Source organism: Caulobacter sp. GW821-FHT11A05 (genome assembly GCF_058809015.1).
Map to the genome: position 1 here is coordinate 69589 of NZ_JBXASF010000014.1, position 12209 is coordinate 81797.

Sequence of the window (12209 nt, forward strand, 5' to 3'; positions counted from 1 at the left end):
CATGTCCGACGTCCTCGACCTCTACTATCGCAACCGCCAGCTGCTCATCGACGGCCACGCCTACGATCCGTCGATGGAGCGCGACAGCTGCGGCGTCGGCCTGGTCTGCGCCATCGACGGCAAGCCGCGCCGCGAGATCGTCGACCTGGCCATCAAGGCCCTGAAAGCCGTCTGGCACCGGGGCGCCGTCGACGCCGACGGCAAGACCGGCGACGGGGCCGGCATCCTGCTGTCCGTGCCGCAGGCCTTCTTCGAGGAGCAGGTGGCCGGCACCGGCCATGCCCTGCGCCCCGGCCCCATCGCCGTCGGCCAGGTCTTCCTGCCGCGCGTCGACCTCGGCGCCCAGGAGGCGGCCCGGACCATCGTCGAGAGCGAGGCCCTGCGCTTCGGCTTCTACATCTACGGCTGGCGCCAGGTGCCGGTCGACACCTCGGTGATCGGCGAGAAGGCCAACGCCACCCGGCCCGAGATCGAGCAGATCATGCTGTCGCCGCCCCCCGGCCTGGAGGGCGAGGCGCTGGAGCGGGCCCTGTTCCTGGCCCGCAAGCGGATCGAAAAGCGCGTCGCCCAGGCGGCCATCCAGGACTTCTACCTCTGCAGCCTGTCGGCCCGCTCCCTGATCTACAAGGGCATGTTCCTGGCCGAGAGCATCGACGCCTTCTACCCCGACCTGCGCGACGAGCGGTTCGAGGCGGCGGTGGCCATCTTCCACCAGCGCTACTCGACCAACACCTTCCCGCAGTGGCGCCTCGCCCAGCCGTTCCGCATGCTGGCCCACAATGGTGAGATCAACACCATCAAGGGCAACATCAACTGGATGAAGAGTCACGAGATCCGCATGGCCGCCCAGGCCTTCGGAGACTTCGGCGACGACATCAAGCCGGTGGTGCAGCCGGGCGGATCGGACAGCGCCGCGCTCGACAACACCTTCGAGGTGCTGGTCCGGGCCGGCCGCGACGCGCCGATGGCCAAGGCCCTGCTGGTGCCGGAAGCCTGGAACGCCAAGTCCGACGAGCAGATGAAGCCGGAGCACAAGGCGCTCTATTCCTACTGCAACGCCGTCATGGAGCCCTGGGACGGCCCCGCCGCCCTGTGCGCCACCGATGGCCGCTGGGTCGTCGCCGGTAAGGACCGCAACGGCCTGCGCCCGCTGCGGGCGGCGCTGACCGACGACGGCCTGCTGATCGTCGGCTCGGAAGCGGGCATGTGCGGCGTGCCGGACGAGCGGATCAGCCGCAAGCTGACCATCCACCCCGGCCGGATGATCGCCGTCGACCTCTCCGAAGGCCGGATGTTCGGCGAGGAGGAGATCGTCGACGAGCTGGCCATGCGCCATCCCTACAAGGACTGGCTGGGCAACATGGTCGATCTGGAAAAGGAGATCGGCCCCGGGCCCGAGCCGCGCAAATGCGGCCGCGAGGAGCTGACCCGGCGGCAGACGGCGGCCGGCTTCACGCTTGAGGACCTGGAGATGGTCCTCGCCCCCATGGTCGAGGAGGCCAAGGAGGCGGTCGGCTCGATGGGCGACGACGCGCCGCTGGCCGTGCTCAGCGACAAGTACCGGCCGCTCAGCCACTTCTTCCGCCAGAACTTCAGCCAGGTGACCAACCCGCCGATCGATCCCTTGCGGGAGACCGGCGTCATGAGCCTGAAGACCCGGTTCAAGAACCTCGGCAACATCCTGGCCCAGGACGAGGCCCAGACCGACGTCTATGTGCTGGAAAGCCCGGTGCTGACCACCGGGATGTATGTCCGCATCCTCGACTACATCGCCGGCAAGAACCTCAGCGTCATCGACTGCACCATGCCGCTGCCGGCCCCCGAGGCGCGGGCCGGCGATGCGCTGCGGGCCAACCTCGACCGCATCAAGGCCGAGGCCGAAGACGCCGCCCTGCGCGGCTGCTCGACCATCGTCCTGACCGACACCGAGAGCGGGCCCACGCGCGTCGGCCTGCCGATGATCCTGGCCACGGCCGGGGTGCATGCCCACCTGGTGGCCAAGGGGCTGCGGTCCTACGTCTCGATCATCGTCCGCTCGGCCGAGTGCATGGACACCCACTACTTCGCCGTGCTGGTCGGGGTGGGGGCGACGGCGGTCAACGCCTGGCTGGCCCAGGAGAGCTTCCAGGACCGGCTGGAACGCGGCCTGACCGGCGAGCTCAGCCTTCGCGACGTCTGCATCAACTTCAAGACGGCCATCGAGCAGGGCCTGCTGAAGATCATCTCCAAGATGGGCATCGCGGTCATCTCCAGCTACCGCGGCGGCTACAACTTCGAGGCCATGGGCCTGTCGCGCTCGCTGGCGGCGGAGTTCTTCCCAGGCATGCCGTCGCGCATCAGCGGCATCGGCCTGGCCGGCATCGAGGCCAAGACGGTCGACATCCACCGCCGCGCCTGGGAGCCGGGGGCCATCGCCCTGCCGGTTGGCGGCTTCTACAAGGCCCGGCGTTCGGGTGAGGCGCACGCCTTCGAGGCCCGCCTCATCCATACGCTTCAGGCCGCCTGCGATTCCGGCGACTACGAGGCCTACAAGCGCTGGTCGGCCGGCCTGCACCGCCAGAAGGCCAGCCAGCCGCGCCACCTGCTCGACTTCCGCAAGGGGCGCACCCCCGTCGAGCTGGAGGAGGTCGAAAGCGTCAACGAGATCCGCAAGCGCTTCCTGACCCCCGGCATGAGCCTGGGGGCGCTGGGCCCCGAGGCCCACGGGGCGCTGAACATCGCCATGAACCGCATCGGGGCCAAGTCGGTGTCGGGCGAGGGCGGCGAGGACCGGGCCCGCTACCGGCCGCTGCCCAACGGCGACAACCCCAACAGCGCCGTCAAGCAGATCGCCTCGGGCCGCTTCGGGGTCACCGCCGAGTACCTGAACGAATGCCGCGAGATCGAGATCAAGGTCGCCCAGGGCGCCAAGCCCGGCGAGGGCGGCCAGCTGCCCGGCTTCAAGGTCACCGAGATGATCGCCCGGCTGCGCCACGCGACGCCGGGGGTGATGCTGATCAGCCCGCCGCCGCACCACGACATCTATTCGATCGAGGACCTGGCCCAGCTCATCTATGACCTCAAGCAGATCAACCCCGACGCCCGGGTGACGGTGAAGCTGGTCTCGATGACCGGCATCGGCGCCATCGCGGCCGGGGTGGCCAAAGCAAAAGCGGATGTCATCCTGATCGCCGGCAATGTCGGCGGCACGGGGGCCTCGCCCCAGACCTCGATCAAGTACGCCGGCTCGCCCTGGGAACTGGGGCTTTCCGAAGCCAACCAGGTGCTGACGCTCAACAACCTGCGCCACCATGTGACCCTGCGCACCGACGGCGGCCTGCGAACGGGGCGCGACATCGTCATGGCCGCCATGCTGGGGGCCGAGGAGTTCGGCATCGGCACGGCGTCCCTGGTGGCCATGGGCTGCATCATGGTGCGCCAGTGCCATAGCAACACCTGCCCGGTCGGGGTCTGCACCCAGGACGAGGCCCTGCGCGCCAAGTTCACCGGCACGCCGGAAAAGGTCATCAACCTCTTCACCTTCATCGCCGAGGAAGTTCGCGAAATCCTCAGCGACCTGGGCTTCCGCTCCCTGCTGGAGGTGGTCGGCCGCACCGACCTGCTGACCCAGGTCAGCCGGGGCGGCGAGCACCTCGACGACCTCGACCTCAACCCCCTGCTGGTCCGCGCCGATCCGGGCGCCAACCCGCCCTATTCAACGGTCAACGGCCGCAACGCCGTGCCCGACACCCTCGACGCCCAGATCGTCCGCGACGCCGCCCCCCTGCTGCAGCGCGGCGAGAAGATGCAGCTGACCTACACGGTGCGGAACACCGCCCGGGCCATCGGCTCGCGCATCTCCAGCCACATCGTCCGCAAGTTCGGCATGAGCGCCCTGCCCGCCGGCCACCTGACTGTCGAGCTGAAGGGCTCGGCCGGCCAGAGCCTGGGGGCCTTCGCGGTGCGCGGCCTGCGCATCGTCCTGACCGGCGAGGCCAACGACTACGTCGGCAAGGGCCTGTCGGGCGCCACCATCGTCATCAAGCCTTCGCGCCACCTGGTGGCGCCGGAGACCAACGTCATCCTCGGCAACACCGTCCTCTACGGCGCGACCAGCGGCAAGCTGTTCGCGGCCGGCCAGGCCGGCGAGCGGTTCGCGGTGCGCAACTCGGGAGCCACGGCGGTGGTCGAGGGCGTCGGCTCCAACGGTTGCGAGTACATGACTGGCGGCACGGCGGTGATCCTCGGGCCCGTGGGCGAGAACTTCGGGGCCGGCATGACCGGGGGCATGGCCTTCGTGCTCGACCTGGCGGGCCGCTTCCTCGGCACGGTCAATCCCGACAGCGTCGTCGTCCAGCGGCTGGCCTCGGCCCATTGGGAAGAGGTGCTGAAGAAGCTGGTCCGCGAACACGCCCATGAGACCGGTTCGGCCTTCGCCGAGGGCCTGCTGCGCGATTGGGAACGCACCCGGGGCCTGTTCTGGCAGGTCTGCCCGAAGGAGATGCTCGGCCGGCTGGACCATGCCCTGGAGGCGGAAGAAGCGGTGCACGAGCGCGCCTGACCGCCGTTCGGCAGAGGGGAGTTCGTTGAGCGCGTTCAATTCGTTGAGCGATGTTCCGCGACATCCTGTCGCACCATTACCGATTTGTCATCTTCCCGGTCGCACCCCGCCGGGCGGCCCGCTAACCCTTGGGAATGGTAGCGGGCGTTCAGGATACTGCGATGGCGTCGGCGGGGGCCGATCTGGTCAGTCAGGCGATGGCCGCCTTGCAGCGGCGTGATGCCGCGCAGGCGCTGTCGCTGCTCAACCAGGCGCGCGATCAGTCCCCGGACGATCTCGAAATCCTCATGAGCATCGCCCTGGCCCAGCGGGTCAGCGGCGACCTGCGGGCGGCGATCGCCAGCCTCGACCGGGTGCTGATCGCCGATCCCTACCACTTCATGGCCCTGCTCTCGAAGGCGGCCCTGGTCGAACAGCTGTCGGGACCCAAGGCGGCCGCGCCGATCTACAAGAACGTGCTGAAGATCGCCCCGCCGGCCGATCGGCTGCCGCCGGGCGTCGCCGCGCCGATGGCCCGGGCCCGGGCGGTGGTCGAGCAGCAGACCGACCGCCTGGCCCAGCATCTGGACGCCCGGGTCGCCGAGGTGCGCGGCCGGCACGGCAATCAGAGCCTGGGGCGTTTCGACGAGGCGCTGCAGATCCTGTCGGGGCGCAAGCGGGCCTATGTCTCCGAGCCGATCGACTTCCACTACCCGCGGCTGCCGGCGGTGCCCTTCTTCGACCGCTCCCACTTCCCCTGGTTCCCGGAGCTGGAGGCGGCGAGCGAGATGATCCGCGGCGAGCTGGAAGGCGCGCTCACCGCCGCCGACGCCGACTTCGCCCCCTACATCGACTATCCGGCCGGCGCCCCGGTCAACCAGTGGGCGGAACTCAACAAGTCCCGCCGCTGGCGGTCGCTGTGGCTGTGGAAGGACGGGACGCGGCAGGAGGGCGCCTGCCAGCAGTGCCCGAAGACCGCCGAGCTGCTGTCGCGCCTGCCGATGTGCGACCAGCCGGGGTTCGCGCCGACGGCGCTGTTCTCGGCGCTTGAGGCCAGGACCCACATTCCGGCCCACACCGGCTCGACCAACGCCCGGCTGCTGGTCCACCTGCCGCTGATCCTGCCGGGCCCGGCGCGGTTCCGGGTCGGCAACGACATCCGCGAATGGCGGATGGGCGAGGCCTGGGCCTTCGACGACACCATCGAGCATGAGGCCTGGAACGACGCCGACAAGCTGCGGGTGATCCTGATCTTCGACATCTGGAACCCACTGCTCAGCGAGGCCGAGCGGGAGCTGGTCTCGGCGATGATGCTGGCGCGGCAGGACTTCTACGCCAGCTAGACCCCCACCGCCGGCCCGACATACCGCGCCCGCGGCCGGATGAGCCGGCCGCCCGAGCCTTCCTCGACCGCATGGGCGATCCAGCCGGCCGAGCGGGCGACGGCGAACAGTAGGAACGGCGCGTCCTGCGGAAGCCTAAGGGCCTCGGCCATGGCCACCAGGGCGAAGTCGATGTTGGCGCGTTCGCCCGTGCCCGATTCCACCGCGTCCAGCAGGGCGGCGAGGTCCTCCGTGGGCGGGCAGGCGGCCAGGAGGGCCTCCGCGCGCGGGTCGCCCTCCGGATAGAGCGGGTGGCCGAAGCCGGGGGTGGGCGCGGCGCGGGCCAGGCGGCCGGCGACCGTGGCGGCCGGGCCGATGCGGCGCGATTCCTCGACCAGGTTCCAGACCCGGGCCGCCATGCCACCGTGCAGCGGGCCGGAGAGGGCGCACAGGCCCGCCAGCGCCGCCGCCGACAGGCCCGCGCCCGTCGAGGCGGCGACCCTCGCCGCGAAGGTCGAGGCGTTGAGCTCATGGTCGGCCAGCAGCACCAGAGCCCGGCGGATGGCGTCAGCCGCCGAGGGCTGGCCCCAGGCGGCGGCCAGGCGCTCGTGGGCCGGCCCGGTCCCCAGCCCGCCGCAAACCGCGTCGGCGACCAGGTCGAGCAGGCCCGCCCCCTCCAGCGCCAGGGCCAGCGGCGCGCGGCCCCTGGCCGGCGGCTCGGCGGCGGCGCGGGCGGCCAGGGCCGCGAACAGCCGGGCGCGGCCGTCGGGTAGCAAGGGCGGCGCGGTGCGCTCCAGGGTCTTCAGCACCGCGCCATGGCCACCGCGCAGCAGCCTGGCCACGGCCTCTAGCGTCTGCGTCTCGGCCAACTGGGCGGCGTCGCGGCCGCGGTACCAGAGGCGGCCGCCCGAGATGGTGGTGATGGCGCTGGCCAGCACCGGCTCGCCCCAGGCGATGGCGCTCTGGGCGACGGCCGAGGCCTTGCGGCCCCGCGCCCGGCGATCGGTCAGGGCTCCGATGTCGGCGGCGCGATAGAGGCTGCGGCGCGGATCGCCCGGATCGGGCCGGGCGTCGACCCGGCCGCGGCTGACATAGGCGTAGAGGGTCTGAGACCGCACGCCGAGGCGCTGCAGGGCGGTTTCGCGGTCGATCCAGTCGGTTGACATTGATTATATTGATCAAGATTGACGTTGATCAACATTGGGCCGATTTCGACCGCAGAACAAGTTGAAACAAGGGGATCAACACATGTCCGACGGTCTCGAAGACGTCGTCGCCGCCCGCACCGTGCTGTCCGATGTCGACGGCAAGGCCGGCCGCCTGGTCATCCGCGGCTGGACCCTGGACCAGCTGGCCGGGACCACCCGCTACGAGGAGGTCGTGCGGCTGCTGTTCGACGGCTTCTATGACGACCTGCCCGACGACCTGACCGCCGCCCTCGGCCGCGCTCGTGTCGAGGTGTTCAACGAGGTGCAGGCGGTCGACGACGGCCTGCTGGCCCTGGGTCCCGTCGAGGCCATGCGGGCCCTGACCGCCCGGCTGGCCGATGGCGACGACCTGGCCACGGCCCTGCGGCTGATCGCGGCCCCGGCCGTCTTCACCCCCGCCATCGTGCGGCTGCAGGCCGGCGACGCGCCTGTCGCCCCTGACCCGGCGCTGGGCCACGCCGCCGACATCCTGCGCATGCTGCACGGCAAGACGCCGCCGGCCGGCCATCCCGAGGCGCTGGACGCCTATCTGGTCACCGTCTGCGACCACGGCCTCAACGCCTCGACCTTTGCGGCGAGGGTGGTGGCCTCGACCCGGGCCGGCCTGACCAGCGCCGTGCTGGCCGGCATCTCAGCCCTCAAGGGCCCGCTGCACGGCGGCGCACCGGGGCCGGTGATCGAGATGCTCGACGCCATCGGCAAGCCGGAGAACGCCCGGCCCTGGATCGAGGCGGCCCTGGAGCGGGGCGAGCGGCTGATGGGCTTCGGCCACCGGGTCTACCGGGTGCGCGACCCCCGGGCCGATGCGCTGAAAGGGGCGGTGCGGCGCCTGGCCGAGGAGAGCAATCGCCTGCCCGGCCGGCTGGCCTTCGCCGAGGCGGTTGAGACGGCGGCCCTGGCCATCCTCAAGGAACATCGGCCCAACCGGCCGCTGGACGTCAATGTCGAGTTCTTCACCGCCCTGCTGCTGGAGGCCCTGGCCTTCCCGCCGGCCACCTTCACCGGCGTCTTCGCCATGGGCCGCACGGCCGGCTGGCTGGCCCATGCGCGGGAACAGCTGGCGGGCGGACGGCTGATCCGGCCACAGTCGGAATATGTCGGCCCCACGCCGCGTATCGCGGCGTGATTCAAGGAAAGAGGGGCCCCGCATCGCGGCGTAAGCCGCGAAAAGGATTGGGGATCGCGGCGTAGTAAACGACGCGTTAATCCGAATGGGCGCAATGCGGGGACAACTGGCTTAAGTTGTCCCCCTCGATGAGCGTCGAACGCACCCTCTACCACTTCCCCCTCGACCCGGCCTCGCGCCAGGTGCGGCTGGCGCTGGGCGAAAAGCGCCTGGCGTTCAGCGACCAGGTGGTGCGGTACTGGGAAGGGCCGCAGGAGCTGTTCGCCCTCAATCCCTCCGGCGTGCCGCCGGTGCTGGTCGAGGTCTCGGGGGGTGTTCGCGTCGTGGTCTGCGAGGCCCGCGCCATCCTGGAGCATCTGGAAGAGGCCTATCCCGAGCCGCCGCTGCTCGGCCGCGACGCCGCCGAGCGGGCCGAGGCCCGGCGCATCGTCCAATGGTTCGACCGCAAGTTCGACTTCGAGGTGGCTGGCCTGCTGCTGCACGAGAAGATGGAAAAGCGCCTGCTGGGCCTGGGCGCCCCGGCCCTGGCCAACCTGCGGGCCGGCCGTGATGGCCTCAAGGTTCACCTGCAGTATCTCGAAAGCCTGCTGCGCGAACGCGACTGGCTGGCCGGCAAGCGGGTGTCGCTGGCCGACTTCGCCGCCGCCGCCTACCTGTCGGTGATCGACTATTTCGGCGACGTGCCCTGGCGCGATTTCCCGGCCGCCCAGACCTGGTACATGAAGCTGAAGTCGCGGCCCTGCTTCCGGCCGCTGCTGGCCGACCGCTGGCCGGGCCTCGCCCCCGCCGCCCACTACGACGACCTGGACTTCTGACCCGGCGCTCGCCGGAGTATGGAGACGGCCGTGACCGCCGCCCCTCCCTTCAAACCGACCCAGGCGCCCGTGGAGGCCATCCGCGCCCGCGCCGCCTGGCTGGGCTTCGACGCCTGCGGCATCGCCTCGGCGGCCGATCCCTGGCCGGCGGGCGCGCGGCTGGAACAGTTCGTCGAGGCGGGCCGGCATGGCGACATGGCCTGGATGCAGGAGACCTTGGACCGGCGGGTGCATCCGACGGCGATGTGGCCGCAGGCGAAGAGCGCCGTGGTCGTGGGCCTGTCCTATGGCCCCGATAGCAATCCACTGGAGGGTCTGGCGCGGCGCTCGAACGGGCTGATCAGCGCCTATGCCCGGGGCGACGACTACCACGCCCTGATCAAGGGCCGCCTGAAGAACCTCGGCGGCTGGATCAAGGCCAAGTACGGCGGCGAGGTGAAGGTGTTCATCGACACCGCCCCTCTGATGGAAAAGCCGCTGGCTCAGCGGGCGGGCCTGGGCTGGCAGGGCAAGCACACCAACCTCGTCTCGCGCGAGCTGGGCAGTTGGCTGTTCCTCGGCTCGGTGCTGACCAGCCTGGAGCTGCCGGCCGACGCGGCCAGCGAGGACGCCTGCGGGACCTGCCGCGCCTGCCTCGACATCTGCCCGACCAACGCCTTCCCGGCGCCGTTCCAGCTCGACGCCCGGCGCTGCATCTCCTACCTGACCATCGAGCATGAGGGGCCGGTCGAGGCGGCCCTGCGGCCGGCGCTGGGCAACCGCATCTACGGCTGCGACGACTGCCTGGCGGTCTGTCCGTGGAACAAGTTCGCCGTCGAAGCGCGCGAAGTGGGGCTGCAGGCGCGGGCCGAGCTTGAGGAGCCGGCGTTGGCGGACTTGGCGCGACTCGACGAGGCGGGGTTCCGGCGGCTGTTCCGCAAGAGCGCGGTGACGCGGATCGGGCGCGACCGGCTGGTCAGGAATGTGCTGTACGCGGCGGGGAACAGCGGCGACCTGGCGCTGGTTCCGGAGGTCGAGGCGCTGTTGGGGGATGCCAACCCGGTGGTGCGCGGGGCGGCGGTCTGGGCATTGAGGCGGCTCGTACCGGAGCGATCGGAGGCGTTGCGGGGGGCGGTTGTGGAGAGCGATCCGTCCGTGCTGGCCGAATGGGCCTGACCTCCCTCCCCTTTATGGGGAGGGACGACGGCGAAGCCGTCCGGGTGGGGAAGTCGGATGCAGCGCGCTTCGTCACGCGAGTACCCCACCCTGCGAGGCTTCGCCTCGCTGTCCCTCCCCATAAAGGGGAGGGAGGGTGCTAGTACGCCCCCTCAGGCGTCGCCGCGTACTGGCCGCCTTTGCGGTAGCGGTAGAGGTAGGCTGGGACGACCGCCTCGATGGACTTGGGCGTGATGCCGAAGGCGGCGAGGCCGTCCCCGGTGGTCACCACATTGTCCGTCCGCAGCAGTTCCACCTGATCGCTGGTGATCGGCGGCGCGATGACCATGCCGGCGAGGTCGCCGGCCATGCCCAGCAGTCCGGCGATCGGGAACGGCACCGGCGCCAGGATGCGCCTGCGGCCGGTCTCGGTGCAGACGAAGGCCATCAGCGACTTGAAGTCATAGACGGCCGGACCGCCCAGCTCGACGGTCTGGCCGGCGAAGGCGTCGCTCGCGGCGGCCTGGGCGATGGCGGCGGCGAGGTCGCCGACGTAGATCGGCTGGAACTTCGTATGGCCGCCGCCGATCAGCGGCAGGGCCGGGCTCAGCGCCGCCATCAGGCCGAAGCGGTTGAAGAAGTGATCCTCCGGCCCGAACACGATCGAGGGGCGGACGATGACGGCGCCCGGGAAGACCTCGCGCGCGGCGGCCTCGCCCTCGGCCTTGGAGCGGGCGTACTTGGCCTCGCCGTTGGCATCGGCGCCGATGGCCGAGACCTGCACCAGGCGTTTGGCGCCGGCCAGGGCGGCGGCCTCGGCGATGTTGCGGGCCCCCATGCCGTGGATGGCCAGGAACCGCTGGCGGCCGCTCTCGCGCATGATGCCGACCAGATTGATGACCGCCTCGGCGCCATCGACGGCGCGGGCGATGGAGGCCTTGTCGCGGATGTTGGCCTGGACCACCTCGATCTGGCCGACGTCGCCCAGCATCCGCAGGCGATAGCCGCGTCCCGGCTGGCGGGCGGCGGCGCGGACCCGCAGGCCCTTCTTGGCCAGGGCGCGAACCACCTGCCGGCCGATGAAACCGGTGCCGCCGAAAACCGTGACCAGACCTTGCATGGCGTCGCCTATCTCTTGAACTGCGGCGGGCTTAGACGACGGCGAGGATATTCGCAATCTCGGCCATTGACCGCACCGAAAGCCTGCCGTAATGAGCGCGCCTTCGCGGCGATCCCACAAGGATCGATGGCGGGCCCAGGTGGCGGAATTGGTAGACGCGCTGGCTTCAGGTGCCAGTGACTTAACGGTCGTGGAGGTTCGAGTCCTCTCCTGGGCACCACCCCTTCTCTCTTAAACTCGCAGGCGCCGGCCTTTATGGTATGACGCGCCTCACGATGCATTAGAGCCTGTCGGGGCGGCGGAACCGCATACACTTCCGCCTGACAGGCTCCCCGAGAGAGAACCACTTGGCCAATCACCTTCACATCGGCGACCTGCCCGCCGGCCTGTTCGCCGGCGCCACAAGCCTCGCCATCGATTCCGAGACCCTGGGTCTGCGCTTCCGGCGCGATCCCCTGTGCCTGGTGCAGATATCGGCCGGCGACGGCGACGCCCATATGGTCCAGCTGAACCGCGAGACCTACGACGCCCCCAACCTCAAGGCCCTGCTGACCGATCCGTCGGTGGTCAAGATCTTCCACTTCGGCCGCTTCGACATCGCCATGTTCGAGCTGCACCTGGGCGTCGTCACCACCCCGGTGTGGTGCACCAAGATCGCATCCAAGCTGGCCCGCACCTACACCGACCGCCACGGCCTCAAGGACGTGGTCAAGGAGACGGTCGGGGTCGACCTCTCCAAGGCCCAGCAGTCGAGCGACTGGGGCGCCGCCACCCTGACCCCCGAACAGCTGGCCTACGCCGCCAGCGACGTCCTCTACCTGCACGCCGCCAAGGCCAAGCTGGAGATGATGCTGGCCCGCGAGGGCCGCACCGCCCTGGCCCAGGCCTGTTTCGACTTCCTGCCCGCCCGCTCGACCCTCGACCTGGCCGGCTGGGAAGAGACCGACATCTTCGCTCACAGCTGA

The 12209-nt window shown here is 70.3% G+C and carries 8 protein-coding genes and 1 tRNA gene; 7 read left to right on the forward strand and 2 right to left on the reverse strand.

The genetic code is table 11. The features are described 5' to 3' along the window. Position 1: 1 nt before the first annotated feature. Together gltB and AC1RSK_RS18545 are read left to right on the forward strand one after the other, a co-directional pair. Positions 2-4540 (forward strand): glutamate synthase large subunit, encoded by a 4539-nt coding sequence (gene gltB, locus AC1RSK_RS18540; protein WP_492909090.1) that lies wholly within the window; start codon positions 2-4, stop codon positions 4538-4540. 161 nt (positions 4541-4701) lie between these two features. Then, positions 4702-5862, forward strand: a complete 1161-nt coding sequence (locus AC1RSK_RS18545) for an aspartyl/asparaginyl beta-hydroxylase domain-containing protein (protein WP_492909091.1) — start codon at positions 4702-4704, stop codon at positions 5860-5862. Here the strand turns inward: AC1RSK_RS18545 and AC1RSK_RS18550 are convergent. Then, the gene (locus AC1RSK_RS18550) at positions 5859-7007 is read right to left on the reverse strand and encodes a citrate synthase (RefSeq protein ID WP_492909093.1); all 1149 of its coding nucleotides are present in this window, start codon (positions 7005-7007) and stop codon (positions 5859-5861) included. The two genes, AC1RSK_RS18545 and AC1RSK_RS18550, sit on opposite strands and share 4 nt — an antisense overlap. An 82-nt stretch (positions 7008-7089) precedes the next feature. Between AC1RSK_RS18550 and AC1RSK_RS18555 the strand changes: the two genes are divergently transcribed. The 3 genes from AC1RSK_RS18555 (at position 7090) to queG (ending at position 10145) form a co-directional block, all read left to right on the forward strand. Beyond that, positions 7090-8175 (forward strand): citrate synthase/methylcitrate synthase, encoded by a 1086-nt coding sequence (locus AC1RSK_RS18555; RefSeq protein WP_492909094.1) that lies wholly within the window; start codon positions 7090-7092, stop codon positions 8173-8175. Positions 8176-8303: 128 nt separating this feature from the next. Beyond that, a complete protein-coding gene (gene fzlA, locus AC1RSK_RS18560) occupies positions 8304-8990 on the forward strand; it encodes an FtsZ-binding protein FzlA (RefSeq protein WP_492909095.1) in 687 nt (228 codons plus the stop codon). A gap of 30 nt (positions 8991-9020) precedes the next feature. After that, complete coding sequence (gene queG / locus AC1RSK_RS18565) at positions 9021-10145, forward strand: tRNA epoxyqueuosine(34) reductase QueG (RefSeq protein ID WP_492909096.1); 1125 nt, start codon at positions 9021-9023, stop codon at positions 10143-10145. Between the two features lie 139 nt (positions 10146-10284). Here queG and AC1RSK_RS18570 read toward each other — a convergent pair whose 3' ends face one another. After that, on the reverse strand, positions 10285-11244 hold the full coding sequence (locus tag AC1RSK_RS18570; RefSeq protein ID WP_492909097.1) for a complex I NDUFA9 subunit family protein: 960 nt from the start codon (positions 11242-11244) through the stop codon (positions 10285-10287). A gap of 133 nt (positions 11245-11377) precedes the next feature. Between AC1RSK_RS18570 and AC1RSK_RS18575 the strand changes: the two genes are divergently transcribed. Then, a tRNA-Leu gene (locus AC1RSK_RS18575) sits at positions 11378-11464 on the forward strand. A gap of 127 nt (positions 11465-11591) precedes the next feature. Next, positions 11592-12209, forward strand: coding sequence for a ribonuclease D (locus AC1RSK_RS18580; RefSeq protein ID WP_492909098.1), 618 nt, complete (start codon positions 11592-11594; stop codon positions 12207-12209).

Excerpts from the sequence above, each read along its gene's own strand:
- AC1RSK_RS18545 (WP_492909091.1), top strand. The coding sequence starts at position 4,702 with ATGGCGTCGGCGGGGGCCGATCTGGTCAGTCAGGCGATGGCCGCCTTG.
- fzlA (WP_492909095.1), top strand. The coding sequence starts at position 8,304 with ATGAGCGTCGAACGCACCCTCTACCACTTCCCCCTCGACCCGGCCTCG.
- AC1RSK_RS18555 (WP_492909094.1), top strand. The coding sequence starts at position 7,090 with ATGTCCGACGGTCTCGAAGACGTCGTCGCCGCCCGCACCGTGCTGTCC.
- gltB (WP_492909090.1), top strand. The coding sequence starts at position 2 with ATGTCCGACGTCCTCGACCTCTACTATCGCAACCGCCAGCTGCTCATC.
- AC1RSK_RS18550 (WP_492909093.1), bottom strand. The coding sequence starts at position 7,007 with ATGTCAACCGACTGGATCGACCGCGAAACCGCCCTGCAGCGCCTCGGC.
- AC1RSK_RS18570 (WP_492909097.1), bottom strand. The coding sequence starts at position 11,244 with ATGCAAGGTCTGGTCACGGTTTTCGGCGGCACCGGTTTCATCGGCCGG.